At 64.5% G+C, this 13,854-nt stretch carries 9 protein-coding genes; all 9 read left to right on the top strand.

Annotated features, from left to right (window positions below):
• Positions 1-290 precede the first annotated feature (290 nt).
• The 9 genes from AC07Y0_RS02370 to AC07Y0_RS02330 all read left to right on the top strand — a co-directional run bounded on the left by AC07Y0_RS02370 (position 291) and on the right by AC07Y0_RS02330 (position 13,653).
• Positions 291-1,718, top strand: a complete 1,428-nt coding sequence (locus AC07Y0_RS02370; RefSeq protein ID WP_498674175.1) for a mannose-1-phosphate guanylyltransferase/mannose-6-phosphate isomerase — start codon at positions 291-293, stop codon at positions 1,716-1,718.
• Between the two features lie 175 nt (positions 1,719-1,893).
• Complete coding sequence (locus AC07Y0_RS02365) at positions 1,894-2,517, top strand: TetR/AcrR family transcriptional regulator (RefSeq protein ID WP_498674172.1); 624 nt, start codon at positions 1,894-1,896, stop codon at positions 2,515-2,517.
• Complete coding sequence (locus tag AC07Y0_RS02360) at positions 2,514-3,488, top strand: HlyD family secretion protein (protein ID WP_498674170.1); 975 nt, start codon at positions 2,514-2,516, stop codon at positions 3,486-3,488. The genes AC07Y0_RS02365 and AC07Y0_RS02360 overlap by 4 nt, the downstream gene beginning before the upstream one ends.
• Positions 3,488-4,429, top strand: a complete 942-nt coding sequence (locus AC07Y0_RS02355; protein ID WP_498680163.1) for an ABC transporter ATP-binding protein — start codon at positions 3,488-3,490, stop codon at positions 4,427-4,429. Before AC07Y0_RS02360 ends, AC07Y0_RS02355 begins: the two co-directional genes overlap by 1 nt.
• On the top strand, positions 4,426-5,568 hold the full coding sequence (locus tag AC07Y0_RS02350) for an ABC transporter permease (RefSeq protein ID WP_498674168.1): 1,143 nt from the start codon (positions 4,426-4,428) through the stop codon (positions 5,566-5,568). Before AC07Y0_RS02355 ends, AC07Y0_RS02350 begins: the two co-directional genes overlap by 4 nt.
• Before the next feature lie 150 nt (positions 5,569-5,718).
• Positions 5,719-9,048, top strand: a complete 3,330-nt coding sequence (locus tag AC07Y0_RS02345; protein WP_498674165.1) for a transglutaminase family protein — start codon at positions 5,719-5,721, stop codon at positions 9,046-9,048.
• Positions 9,049-9,052: 4 nt separating this feature from the next.
• Positions 9,053-11,467 (top strand): circularly permuted type 2 ATP-grasp protein, encoded by a 2,415-nt coding sequence (locus AC07Y0_RS02340; protein WP_498674162.1) that lies wholly within the window; start codon positions 9,053-9,055, stop codon positions 11,465-11,467.
• Positions 11,468-11,471: 4 nt separating this feature from the next.
• On the top strand, positions 11,472-12,350 hold the full coding sequence (locus AC07Y0_RS02335) for a transglutaminase family protein (protein ID WP_498674160.1): 879 nt from the start codon (positions 11,472-11,474) through the stop codon (positions 12,348-12,350).
• A 115-nt stretch (positions 12,351-12,465) separates the two neighbouring features.
• The gene (locus tag AC07Y0_RS02330; RefSeq protein ID WP_498674158.1) at positions 12,466-13,653 is read left to right on the top strand and encodes a vWA domain-containing protein; all 1,188 of its coding nucleotides are present in this window, start codon (positions 12,466-12,468) and stop codon (positions 13,651-13,653) included.
• The last annotated feature ends 201 nt before the right edge of the window (positions 13,654-13,854 follow it).

Genomic DNA, 13,854 nt, shown 5'->3' with positions numbered 1-13,854 from the left:
GCTCGCATGCACAATAGCTGGTCAAAAACACCACGATTCTGCACAAATGACCATGACCAGCGGCCCGCGGAACGAAAACATCCGCTGAAACGACGAAGAGACTCTGCCGCGCTGCAGGCCACCTCGGTCGGCGTGGACTTGGAGTTCGCGACAAAAAATGCAACAACCCAGCGATCCGGGCGTTAGGACCATGGGCGAAACCACGCGCAGGCGGGGCAAGGCCGATTCCATGCCGCCCGCTCGTCCGTCCCGCCGCCCATCGTCCGCCAAACCGAAAGGCAAAGCAGAATATGACCGAGAAGATCATACCCGTAATCATGGCGGGGGGAAAAGGCACCCGCCTCTGGCCGCTGTCTCGCGCCACCGCCGCCAAGCAGTTCATCCGCTTCATTGGCGACAAGACGCTTTTCCAGGGCACACTCGACCGTGTCGCCGATCAAAGCCTCTACGAGCCGGCGCTGGTGGTCACCAATGAGGAATTCCGTTTCCTGGTTGCCGAACAGGCCCGCGAGATGGACGCCAAGCTCTGCGGCATCGTGTTGGAGCCGGAAGCGCGCAACACGGCCGCCGCCGTCGCCGTCGCCGCCCTGATCGTCGCCGATCTCTACGGCAGCGACGCGCTCCTGCAGGTCCTCCCGTCCGACCATGACATCGCCACCGACGAGCGCTACCGCACCTGCGTCGCCGCGGCCGCGACCGCCGCGCGCGCCGGCAAGATCGTCACCTTCGGCATCACCCCGACCGAGCCGGCAACCGGCTATGGCTATATCGAGATGGGCGAGCCGCTGACCGCCGGCGCCAACGCCGTCAAGCGCTTCGTCGAAAAGCCCAAGGCCGAGGACGCCGAGAAGATGCTCGCCGCCGGCAACTACTTCTGGAATTCCGGCATGTTCGTCTTCACGGCCGGGCAGATCCTCTCTGAACTGCGCCTGCTGGCACCGGACGTGCTCGTCGCGGCGGAAAAATCGGTGCGCGGCGTGACCAAGGATCTCGATTTCACCCGTCTCGACGCCCAGGCCTTTGCCGAAAGCCCGAGCATCTCGATTGACTACGCGGTGATGGAAAAGACCGCCAATGCCGCCGTGGTTCCCTCGCCGATCAGTTGGTCCGACCTCGGCAGCTGGGATGCCGTGTGGAAGCTCGGCAATGCCGATCCGGACGGCAATGTCGTCAGCGGCAATGCCACATTGGTCAACACCCGCAATTCTCTGGTCATGTCGCGTAACAGCCATCTCGCCGTCCAGGGCATGGATGGCGTGGCGGTGATCGCCAGCGAGGACGCCGTCTATGTCGGCCGCCTCGATGACAGCCAGCAGGTCGGCAACTTGGTCAAGCTTCTGGCCGCCGACAAGAAGACCGCAAGCCTGACGGAAAACCACCCGACCTCGTTGCGCCCCTGGGGCGGCTATACCTCGGTGCTGAACGGCGAACGTTTCCAGGTGAAGCGGCTCTTCGTCCATCCGGGCAAGAAGCTGTCGCTGCAGAAGCATCACCATCGCTCAGAGCACTGGATCTGCGTCAAGGGCGCGGCCGAAGTGACAATCGACGACAAGGTAACCATGCTGCACGAGAACCAGTCGATCTATATCCCGCAAGGGGCCGTGCACCGGCTCGGCAATCCCGGCAAGATCCTGCTCGAACTGATCGAGATCCAGACCGGTTCCTATCTGGGCGAGGACGACATCATCCGCCTGGTCGACGAGTTCGGCCGGAGCTGACCGCCGGCGGACTCCGGACAACCGGCCCAGACAAGTCACGGCCCGCGAGACCCGGTTTCGCGGGCTTTTCCTTTCCCGTTCCAGCGACATTCGAGAGGCAGAACGTCGAAAATGATTGCCAAACGCAGTCTGATCCGTTTATGACTGACCAACCAGTCATAAACGGATCAGACCAATGAACGAGAAAACCCGCAGACGGCGGGACCCCGAAGAACGACGCGCAGAGATTCTCGCAGCCGCCTTCGCGCTCTTTTCCGAGCGCGGCTTTGCCGCGACGCGCATCGAGGACGTGGCCGCCCGCGCCGGCATCGCCAAGGGCACCGTCTACCTGCACTTTCCCGACAAGGAGGCGCTGTTCACCTCGCTCGCCTCGGGCATGGCCTCGCCCATCCTGGCCAATATGCAGGCCATGGCCGCGAATGATGCGATCCCGGGCCGCATGATGATAGCCGGCCTCTATACGCTGGCGCAGAACGAGATCCTCGGCACCGACCGGCGGCACATGCTTCGCCTGCTTCTGTCCGAAGGACAGTTCTTTCCCGCCGTCGCAGAATTCTATCACCGCAATGTGCTGACCGTGGGCCTGCGCCTGTTGCGCCAGGTCCTCGAACGCGCTGCGGAACGGGGCGAGTTGCGCAATCCCAGGATCGCATCGATGCCGCAGATCGTCTTCGCACCCGTGCTGATGTCGATCATCTGGAAGACCCTGTTCGAACCCTACGAACATCTCGACACGCACGCCCTGTTCGACACCTTCCTCGAAACCCTGTTCCTCCCCGCGCAAGGAGACGCGCCATGAAGCGCATCGCCCTCCTGGCGGCCGTCGTCGCGGCCGCGCTCTTCTTCTTCCTGCCGATCTATCTCAACGGCCATGCCGAGCGGCCCTACCAGGGCTGGGTCGAGGCCGACCTGCTGTTCATCGGCCCGGAAACGGCGGGACGGCTCGCCGACGTGACGGTCGAGGAGGGTGATCCCGTCGAAGCGGGAAAACGGCTGTTCAGGCTGGAAGACACCGCCGCCCTGGCAACGGTGTCCGCCAAGGAAGCCAGTCTTGCCGCACTCCAGTCGCAGTATGACCTCGCCATCGTAGCCCAGAAACGCCCCGAAGAGATCACCATTCTCAAGGCCTCCGAGCGCCAGGCCGAGGCCCAGCTTTCGCTCTCCGTGCAGGAACTCGACCGCATGCGGGCGCTGGCCCGCAGCGGCACGGCGACCCGCGCCAACCTGGACGCTGCTATCGCCGCAGAAGCCGCGAACCGTGCGGCGCTCGACAACATTCGTGGACAGGTCGCACTCGCCGGCCTTCCGGCACGCAGCGAAACCATCCGCCAGGCGGAACAGACCATGAGGGCGGCAAAGGCCGAACTCGCTTCTGCCCGCGACGCGCTGACCCGCCTGTCGGTCAAGGCCCCGGCCGCAGGCGCCGTGCAGACACTCTACTACAAGCCCGGCGAAGTCGTGCCGGTCGGGCGCCCGGTCGTCGCCCTTCTCGCACCCGAGGACATCCGCATCCGCTTCTTCGTCGCCGAAGCCGAGATCGCCAGGGTCGCGATCGGCCAGACGGTGCACGTGGCCTGCGACGGCTGCAAGCCGATGGATGCCAGGGTGAGCTTCATCTCCGACAAGGCGGAATACACACCGCCGGAGATCTACAGCCTCGAAGAGCGGGCCAAGCTCGTCTATCGCGTCGAAGCCATCCCGCAGGATCCGACCGGCGTCCGCCCCGGCCTTCCCGTCGACGTGACGCTGGCGCCGCCGGAGAGCCGATGATGAACGCCCCGTCCACCGCGGCCGAACTGGTGATCGACGTCACCGACCTCACCAAGAGCTTCGGCGACCGCGTCGTCGTCGACAAGCTGTCGCTCGAGGTCCGCAAAGGCAGCATCCACGGCTTCCTCGGGCCAAACGGCTCGGGCAAGACAACCACCATCCGCATGCTGTGCGGGCTATTAACCCCCGACAGCGGCAGCGGCACCTGTCTCGGCTATGACATCCTCACCCAGTCGGAGGCGATCCGGCGGCGCGTCGGCTACATGACACAGAAGTTCTCGCTCTACCAGGACCTGTCGATCCGCGAGAACCTCGAATTCGTCGCCCGCGTCTACAATCTCGACGACCCAAGACGGAAGGCGCGCGATGCCATCGAGCGGCTCGGCCTCGGCGGCCGCGAGAACCAGCTCGCCGGCAATCTCTCGGGCGGCTGGAAACAGCGGCTGGCACTCGGCGCCTGCATCCTGCCCGAGCCGGACCTGCTGCTGCTGGACGAGCCGACGGCCGGCGTCGACCCGAAGGCGCGGCGCGAATTCTGGAGCGAGATCCATGCGCTCGCAGCCGAGGGCCTCTCGGTGCTCGTCTCCACCCACTACATGGACGAGGCGGAACGCTGTCACGAGATCGCCTACATGGCCTATGGCAAGCTGCTGGTGCGCGGCACGGTAGACGAGGTGATCGCCTCGACCGGCCTCAACACCTGGAGCGTTTCCGGCCCGGACGTGCACAAGCTTCAGGCCGAGCTGGAACGGAGCCCGGGCATCGACATGGTCGCGCCCTTCGGCACCAGCCTGCATGTCTGCGGCAGAGACGAAGCCCTGCTGCTCTCCGCCATCGCGCCCTTGCGCCAGCGGCCAGGCCTCGTCTGGACCCCGAGCGAGCCGACGCTGGAGGATACCTTCATCGAGCTGATGAACCTGTCGAAGGACAATTTCCAATGAGCACGGCAAGCGTTGGCAACGGTTTCCTGCGCCGGTTCTGGGCGATGACGATCAAGGAATTCATCCAGATGACCCGCGACCGCATCACGCTCGCGACCATGGTGATGATCCCGGTCATGCAGCTCTTCCTCTTCGGCTTCGCCATCAACACCACGCCGCACAACCTGCCGACGGCCGTTCTGATGCGGGAGAACACCGATCTGGGCCGCTCGATCCTCGGCGCGCTGAAGAACACCGACTTCTTCGACATCCGCCAGGTCCTGACCCGCGCCGAGGACATGGACCGGGTGCTGGAATCCGGCAGCGCCCTGTTCGTCGTCGAGATCCCCGAAGGCTTCGAGCGCGCCGTCAGGCGCGGCGAGAACCCGGCCCTGCTGGTCGCAGCCGACGCGACCGATCCGGTGGCCGCAAGCTCGGCCCTCGGGGCCCTCTCCGGCATCATTTCCACCGCCCTCGAACGGGACCGGCATGTGACGATCGCGGAGGCGACCAAGCCACCCTTCACGATCGTCCAGCACCGTCGCTACAATCCGGCCGGCTCCTCGACGCTGAACATCGTTCCGGGCCTGCTCGGCACCATCCTCACCATGACGCTGCTGATCTTCACCGCGCTCTCGGTCACGCGCGAGCTGGAACGCGGCACGATGGAAAACCTTTTGTCCATGCCGATCAAGCCGGTCGAAATCATGCTCGGCAAGATCGCGCCCTACGTCATCATCGGCCTTGCCCAGGCGATCATCATCATCGCCGCCGGCTACTTCGTCTTCCGCGTGCCGATTCTCGGCAGTCCGCTGGCGCTGGCCGCCGTCACCGCCCTCTTCGTCGTCTCCAACCTGTCGATCGGCTACACCTTCTCGACGGTCGCCACCAACCAGCTCCAGGCGGTGCAGATGGCGATGATGTATTTCCTGCCGAACATCCTGCTCTCCGGCTTCATGTTCCCCTTCGCCGGCATGCCGAACTGGGGCCAGTGGATCGGCGAGGCGCTGCCGCTCACCCACTATATCCGCGTGGTGCGGGCCATCATGCTGAAGGGTGCGTCGATCGAGGTGCTTGCCTATGACACGCTGGCGCTGGTGGTGCTGACGACGATCGCCATGACGATTGCCGTCAAACGCTTCCGCCGCACCCTGGATTGAGGCCAGAACTGCGGTGGCGGGATTGGTGGCCGAACCGCAATACCCGCAATGCGCCAAGGCGTTGTGCCCTTGCTTTATGGCGCTGCATTGCACAAGATCGCCCTTTAGCCCGGCAAAAAGAACAACGGGCGAAGAGGGCGAACAGCAGACATGTCGATCAAGGCGAGCATCTATCATCTCACCCACTACAAATATGACAAGCCGGTCCGCCTCGGACCCCAGATCATCCGGCTGAAACCGGCCGCCCATTCCCGCACCAAGGTGCTGAGCCATTCGCTCAAGGTCACGCCGGCCAATCACTTCGTCAATCTGCAGCAGGATCCCTACGGCAACTACCAGGCCCGGTATGTCTTTCCCGATCCGGTCACCGAGCTCAAGATCGAGGTCGATCTCGTCGCCGACATGACCGTCTACAATCCCTTCGACTTTTTCGTCGAGGAGGAAGCCAGCAAGTGGCCGTTCGAATACCCGGCCGACATTCGCGACGACCTGAAGATCTACATGACACCAGAGCCGGACACGCCGGCGCTGACCGCCTTCATGGCGACGCTCGACAGGACGCCCGGTCAGGGCACGGTCGACATGGTCGTCGGCCTCAACGCCGCCCTGCAGCAGAAGATCGGCTATGTCATCCGCCTCGAGCCCGGCGTGCAGACGCCGGAAGACACCCTGACCATCGGCCAGGGTTCGTGCCGCGACACCAGCTGGCTGCTCGTCCAGGTGCTGCGCCGCCTCGGCCTCGCCGCCCGCTTCGTCTCCGGGTATCTGATCCAGCTGAAGCCGGACCTGAAGGCGCTCGACGGTCCGTCGGGCACCGAGGTCGACTTCACCGACCTGCATGCCTGGGCGGAAGTCTACCTGCCGGGTGCCGGCTGGGTCGGCCTCGACCCGACCTCGGGCCTCCTGACCGGCGAGAGCCACATCCCGCTCGCGGCAACCCCGCACTACCGCAACGCCGCGCCAATCACCGGCGGCTATTTCGGCCATGCGAATACCGAATTCGATTTCGCCATGACCGTGACGCGCGTCGCCGAGCACCCGCGCATCACCAAGCCGTTCTCCGACGAGAGCTGGGATGCGCTGAACGCGCTCGGCCATCGCGTCGACGCCGAACTTCAGGCCCGCGACGTGCGCCTCACCATGGGCGGCGAGCCGACCTTCGTGTCGATCGACGATTTCCAGTCGGAGGAGTGGAACACCGACGCGGTCGGCCCGACCAAGCGCGACAAGGCCGACATTCTGATCCGGCGGCTGAGGCAGCGTTTCGCCCCCGGCGGCTTCCTGCACTACGGCCAGGGCAAGTGGTATCCGGGCGAAAGCCTGCCGCGCTGGACCTTCTCGCTGTACTGGCGCAAGGACGGCAAGCCGATCTGGCAGAACCCCGAACTGGTGGCCGAGGAAGGCAAGCGCTACGATGTGAGCGCCGACGATGCCGGCCGGCTGCTCGGCGAGATCGCAGGCGCTCTCGGCATCGAGTCCGAAATGGTGGTGCCGGCCTATGAGGACCCCGGCGAATGGATCCTCAAGGAGGCCAATCTTCCCGACAATGTCGATCCGGCCAATTCCAAGCTGAAGGACCCGGAAGAGCGCAGCCGCATAGCGCGCGTCTTCGAGCGCGGACTGACAGAACCGAGCGGCTATGTGCTGCCCGTCCAGACCTGGAACAGCAAGGCGACCGGCAAGCGCTGGGTGAGCGAGAAATGGAAGACCCGCCGCGGCAGGATCTTCCTGGTGCCGGGCGACAGCCCCGTCGGCTATCGCCTGCCGCTCGGCGCCCTGCCCTACGTCCCGCCGTCGCAATTCCCCTATATCCACCCGGCCGATCCGAGCGAGCCGCGGGGACCCCTGCCGGAAGTCGTTGAGCCCGCCGGCCGTGCCATGCCCGAAGCCTCGTTCCAGGTGGACGACACGATCCAGCAGGGCCGCGTCGAGCAGGTGCTCGGCGAGATCGGCGGCGCGGTGCGAACCGCCATGTCGGTTGAGGTGCGCGATGGCCGCCTGAGCGTCTTCATGCCGCCGGTGGAGCGGATCGAAGACTATCTCGAACTGGTCGCCGCCGCCGAACAGGCGGCAACCGCCATCGGACTGCCGGTCCACATCGAGGGTTATGCGCCGCCGCACGACGAGCGCATCAATGTCGTGCGCGTCGCGCCCGACCCCGGCGTCATCGAGGTCAACATCCATCCGGCCGCCAGCTGGGACGACTGCGTCTCGATTACCACCGCCGTCTACGAGGAAGCGCGGGAATCGCGCCTCGGCGCCGACAAGTTCATGATCGACGGCCGCCACACCGGCACCGGCGGCGGCAACCATGTGGTGGTGGGCGGGGCCAATCCGGCCGACAGCCCGTTCCTTCGCCGTCCCGACCTGCTGAAGAGCCTCATCCTGCACTGGCAGCGCCATCCGTCGCTGTCCTACCTGTTCTCGGGCCTGTTCATCGGCCCGACCAGCCAGGCGCCGCGCATCGACGAAGCGCGCCACGACAGCCTCTACGAACTCGAGATCGCCATGGCGCAGATCCCGATGCCGGGATCGGGCGAGGCTCCGCCGCTGCCCTGGCTGGTCGACCGGCTGTTCCGCAACCTCCTGATCGACGTCACCGGCAACACCCACCGCGCCGAGATCTGCATCGACAAGATGTTCTCGCCCGACGGTCCGACCGGACGGCTCGGCCTCGTCGAGTTCCGCGGCTTCGAAATGCCGCCGAATGCCCGCATGTCGCTTGCCCAGCAGCTGCTGGTGCGCGCGCTGATCGCCCGCTTCTGGAAAAACCCGACCGGCGGCAACTTCGTGCGCTGGGGCACGGCCCTGCACGACCGCTTCATGCTGCCGCACTATATCTGGCAGGACTTCCTCGAAGTGCTGGCGGACCTGCGCGACAACGGTTTCGACTTCAAGCCGGAATGGTTCGCCGCCCAGCTCGAGTTCCGCTTCCCCTTCTATGGCGAGGTCGAATACGGCGATTCGCGGCTGGAACTCCGGCAGGCGCTTGAACCCTGGCACGTCATGGGCGAACAGGGCGCGATCGGCGGAACCGTGCGCTATGTCGATTCCTCGGTCGAACGGCTGCAGGTGCGGCTGGAAACCGGCAATCCGGAACGCTATGCGATCGCCTGCAACGGGCGGCGCGTGCCGCTGTCGAAAACCGGCTTAAACGGCGTTTCGGTCGGCGGCGTGCGCTACAAGGCCTGGCAGCCGGCCTCGGGCCTGCATCCCGTTCTGCCGGTCGACACACCGCTAACATTTGATGTTTATGATATGTGGTCGGGCCGGTCGATCGGCGGTTGCGTCTACCATGTGGCTCATCCCGGCGGTCGAAACTACGACACATTCCCTGTGAACGGGAATGAAGCGGAGGCAAGGCGACTTGCACGTTTCGAACCGTGGGGTCATACAGCAGGCAATTTTCCGCTATGGCCGGAGACGGTTTCGCCGGAATTCCCCCATACATTGGACTTGCGGCGACCCCAGGGTATTTGACTAGATGGCGAACAAACCGGCGGCGGACAGAGGCCCGGCAGACGAAGAGATGAAGGAAGCGCGAACCGCCGGCTATCGCGCCCTTCCGGGCGCCGCCGACGAGATGCTCGATGCCGAAGGCAAGATCCGCCCGGTCTGGCAGTCCTTCGTCGCCGCCATCGACCGCATGTCCGAGCACGACCTGCATGAACGATTCGCCCGGGCCGACCGCTATCTGCGGGACGCCGGCGTTTTCTACCGCGCCTATGGTGCTGCCGGCTCCAGCGAGCGCGTCTGGCCCTTCTCCCACATCCCGGTGCTGATCGACGAGAAGGAATGGAAGGCCCTGGCGGAAGGCCTCGTCCAGCGCGCCAACCTGCTCGAAGCCGTGGTCGCCGACATCTATAGCGACAACAAGCTGGTCGAGGAGGGTTTTCTGCCGCCCGCCCTCGTCGCCGCCAATCCGGAATTCCTGCGCCCGCTGGTCGGGATCAAGCCGGCCGGCGGCCACTATCTGCATTTCTGCTCCTTCGAGATCGGCCGCGGGCCGGATGGCAATTGGTGGGTTCTCGCCGACCGCACCCAGGCGCCCTCCGGCGCCGGCTTTGCGCTAGAAAACCGCGTGGCGACCGCCCGCGCCTTCTCCGACATCTACGGCGAAAGCCATGTGCATCGGCTCGCCCCCTTCTTCGGCGCCTTCCGCGAGGCCCTGCAGGCGCAGAAGCAGAACAGCGACGACCGGATCGCCGTCTTGTCACCCGGCCCCGCCAACGAGACCTATTTCGAACATGCCTATATCGCCCGCTATCTCGGCATCATGCTGCTCGAGGGCGAGGATCTCGCCGTGGTCAACGGACGCGTCATGGTGCGAACCGTCGCCGGCCTGAAGCCCATCAGCGTGTTGTGGCGCCGCCTCGACGCGGCCTATGCCGATCCGCTGGAACTCGACCAGAGTTCCCATATCGGCACGCCGGCCATGGTGCAGGCACTGCGCAACGGCTCGGTCACCTTCGTCAACGCGCTCGGCTCCGGCATTCTGGAAACCCGCGCCTTCCTCGCCTTCATGCCGACCATCTGTCGCCACCTGCTGGGCGAGGATCTGGCACTGCCGTCGATCGCCACCTGGTGGTGCGGCCAGAAGAGCGAACGCGACCACGTCGCGCGCAACATCGACCGGATGGTCATCGGCCCTGCCTATTCCCGCCTGCCCTTCTTCGATGACAACGGGCGTTCGGTGCTCGGCTCGCGAGTGTCCGGCTTGTCGCGCCATTCAACGACTGAATGGCTGGAAACCGAAGGTCCGAACCTCGTCGGCCAGGAGGTCGTCACCCTCTCCACCACCCCGGCGCTGGTCGACGGCAAGCTCACGCCACGTCCGATGTCGCTGCGTGTCTACGCCGCCCGCACCCGCGACGGATGGCAGATCATGCCGGGCGGCTTTGCCCGCATCGGCTCCGGCGACGACGTGACCGCGCTCGCCATGCAGTCGGGCGGCAGCGCCGCCGACGTCTGGATCGTCTCCAACAAGCCTGTCGATCGCACCTCGCTTCTGCCGGCCGAGGAGAGCTTCACCCGCAACATGCCCGGCAGCCTGCCGAGCCGGGCCGCCGACAACCTCTATTGGCTCGGGCGCTATATCGAGCGTTCGGAAGGCGCGCTGCGCATCCTGCGCGCCTGGCATGCACGTTTCGCCGAGTCTGCCGATCCCGACCAGCCGCTGCTCGCCTATGTCGCCCGTTATCTCTCCGACATCGACGTCGAGATGAAGCACGGCGTGCCCGAAAGCCTTCTGCGCAACATCGACAGTGCGGTCTATTCGGCCAGCAATATCCGCGATCGCTTCTCGCCCGATGGCTGGCTGGCGCTGAATGATCTCGCAAAGACCGCGCGCCGCTTCCACGACACCGTGAAGCTGGGCGACGACGCCGCGCATGCCATGACCATTCTGCTGCGCAAGCTCGCCGGTTTCGCCGGCCTCGTGCACGAGAACATGTACCGCTTCACCGGCTGGCGCTTCCTCACCGTCGGACGTCTCCTAGAACGCGGCCTGCACATGACCCGTCTGCTCGGTCACATGACGACCGAGGAGGCCCCCGACGGTGCGCTCGACATGCTGTTGGAGATCGGCGACAACGTCATGACCCATCGCCGCCGCTACAATGTCAGCACCGCCCGGCTGACCGTCACCGACCTCCTGGCGCTCGATCCGCTCAATCCGCGCTCGATCCTGTTCCAGCTGAACGAGATCCGCACAGAGGTCGAGCAACTACCGAACGCCTTCGCCAACGGCCAGATGTCACCCTTCTACCGCGAGACCATGCGGCTGCACTCGACGCTCGCGGTCATGACACCGGAAACCATGGATGGCGAAATCTACGCGGGCCTGGAGCGCGATCTCGAAAAGCTCTCCGACCTCCTCGCCAGCACCTATCTCGGATAGCCCCATGCTTTACGATCTCTCGCTGCATATCGGCTATCTCTACGACGTCCCGGCCTCGGGCGCGCACCACATCCTGCGCCTGCTGCCTTTGTCGCTGCCCGAACGGCAGCGTCTCGTGGCCGGCACGATCACGGTCACCCCCAAGCCGGACGAGCGTTCGAACTTCACCGACTTCTTCCAGCATCCGGCGACCTACGTCATGTATCGCTCGCCGCACGAGAAGTTCGACATCCGCATGCAGGCCCGCGTCTCGATCCAGGCACAGCCGCTGACCGCAGATTTTTCGCCGATCCTCGCCGAACTGCCGGAAGAGCTGTCCGATTTCTGGTCGCTCGGACCGGAATCGCCGCACCATTTCCTCGGCACGAGCCCGCGACTCGGCGCCGAGCCGATGATCGCCGACTATGCGCGCGCGACGCTGAAGCCCAGCTCCACCGTGCGCCAGATCGCCGAAACGATCTGCGCGCGCATCCACGACGATTTCAAATACGACCCGGAAGCCACCACCGTCGATACGCCGCCGATGGAGGCCTTTTCGCTGAAGCGCGGCGTGTGCCAGGACTTCGCCCATGTGATGATCATCGCGCTGAGGAGCCTCGGCATTCCGGCCGGCTACGTCAGCGGCTTCCTTCGGACCATTCCGCCGCCGGGCAAGGAACGGCTGGAAGGCGCCGATGCCATGCATGCCTGGGTCCGGGTGTGGTGCGGCGGGACCGTGGGTTGGATCGAACTCGATCCGACCAACAACATCACGGTCGGCGGCGACCACATCGTCACCTCCTACGGCCGCGACTATTCGGATGTCGCGCCCGTCATCGGCGTACTGAAGAGCTACGGCAGCCACCAGACGGCGCAGGCGGTGGACGTCATCCCTGTCAAATAGGCCAATGACCGGCATTCCAGCCAGTTCGCTAGAATTTTACCTTTCCACTTAAGTCGAAACACAGGTTTCTTCTGTATCAGTTCGTCAAAGTGCTCGTTTTTGACGGATGAACATGATGGTCGATACCAGAAAAAAGCACACACTGTTCCGCGCGTTCATGAAGGATCGCGGCGGCAACTTCGGCACGATGACGGCAATCCTCTTGCCCGTCCTCCTGGCCGGTGCAGGTGTCGCGATGGACCTCGCCAAGCTGGTGCAGGTGCGATCCGCACTGCAGGACGCAGCCGATTCCGCCGCGCTGTCCGCTGCCTCGGCCCTTGCCGGCAAGGGTATCACCGACGAAGAAGCCATTGCGCTGGCCAAGAAGTTTATGGCGGCACAGTTCAAGAACACCAACCAGAGCGGCGCCCTGCCTACCGAACAAGAAGAACAGGCCGCCCAGGATCTCGCCGACACCGCCCTCGCCAGTGTCCATCGCACCGCAGGAGCGAGCGGCGCCACCAACACCTATCAGGTGACGGTGAACGGGCAATACGATGTGAGCATGAACGCCTTCACCAAGCTGCTGGGCTACGAGACCGTACGCATCGGCGTGTCGAGCACGTCGGAAAGCACGACCGAGAGCAAGAACGCGCTGTCGATGTATCTGGTGCTCGACCGCTCCGGCTCGATGGGCGAAAACACCAGCACGACCTATACCGGCACTTGCAAGAAGAATGGCAGAACCTATTCCTGTCTGAAATACTATACCAAGATCGAGGCGTTGAAGCTTGCTGTCGCCGACCTCGTGGATCAGCTCGACACCGCCGATCCTGAGAAGAAATACGTCCGCACGGCGGCGATCTCCTACAATTCGTCCAGCCAGACGCCGACGACGTTCGAATGGGGAACAACCACCGTGACGAACTATGTCAACGCCCTGACGGCGACCGGCGGCACGGATTCGTCCAACGCCTTCAAGACCGCCTACCAGAAGGTGACGGCGACTTCGGAGGTCAACGCCCACATCGCCAAGAACGGCCAAAAGGATCCGGGCAAGTTCATTATCTTCATGACCGACGGCGACAACAACTACACCAGCGCCGATACGTCGACCAAGGCCTGGTGCGACAGCGCCAGGGCGGCTGATGTGGAGGTCTTCAGCGTGGCCTTCATGGCACCGGCCCGCGGCCAGGCGCTGCTGTCCTACTGCGCCACGGACACGTCCCACTATTATGACGCAAACGATGCCGCCCAGCTCGTCGCCGCCTTCAAGGAGATCGGTGAGAAGGCATCCATGGCCGCCACGCGCCTGACCAACTGAGTTCGGGCAAGAGCCGGTCCAACGCGTCCGGACAGACAACAGGACAGGCCGCACCCCATCGGGAGGCGGCCTTTTTCGCCTCCGGCAACCCCGCCCGCAAGTCTTTGAATTTCAGCTACTTGATGCCAACCGTCGCGATCGGGTGTTTTTCACCATTGCCAATTTCCTGTGTTGCAAGACCTTCGTAACGATGCGTAAACT

The sequence above is a fragment of the Allorhizobium sp. GW101-3B10 genome, assembly GCF_059424725.1.
Note: the sequence above shows the minus strand (reverse complement) of the source record. Positions and strands in the feature narration are given on the sequence as shown.

Coding starts and splice junctions, on each gene's coding strand:
- AC07Y0_RS02365 (WP_498674172.1), top strand. CDS start 1,894: ATGAACGAGAAAACCCGCAGACGGCGGGACCCCGAAGAACGACGCGCA.
- AC07Y0_RS02355 (WP_498680163.1), top strand. CDS start 3,488: ATGAACGCCCCGTCCACCGCGGCCGAACTGGTGATCGACGTCACCGAC.
- AC07Y0_RS02330 (WP_498674158.1), top strand. CDS start 12,466: ATGGTCGATACCAGAAAAAAGCACACACTGTTCCGCGCGTTCATGAAG.
- AC07Y0_RS02345 (WP_498674165.1), top strand. CDS start 5,719: ATGTCGATCAAGGCGAGCATCTATCATCTCACCCACTACAAATATGAC.
- AC07Y0_RS02350 (WP_498674168.1), top strand. CDS start 4,426: ATGAGCACGGCAAGCGTTGGCAACGGTTTCCTGCGCCGGTTCTGGGCG.
- AC07Y0_RS02340 (WP_498674162.1), top strand. CDS start 9,053: ATGGCGAACAAACCGGCGGCGGACAGAGGCCCGGCAGACGAAGAGATG.
- AC07Y0_RS02360 (WP_498674170.1), top strand. CDS start 2,514: ATGAAGCGCATCGCCCTCCTGGCGGCCGTCGTCGCGGCCGCGCTCTTC.
- AC07Y0_RS02370 (WP_498674175.1), top strand. CDS start 291: ATGACCGAGAAGATCATACCCGTAATCATGGCGGGGGGAAAAGGCACC.
- AC07Y0_RS02335 (WP_498674160.1), top strand. CDS start 11,472: ATGCTTTACGATCTCTCGCTGCATATCGGCTATCTCTACGACGTCCCG.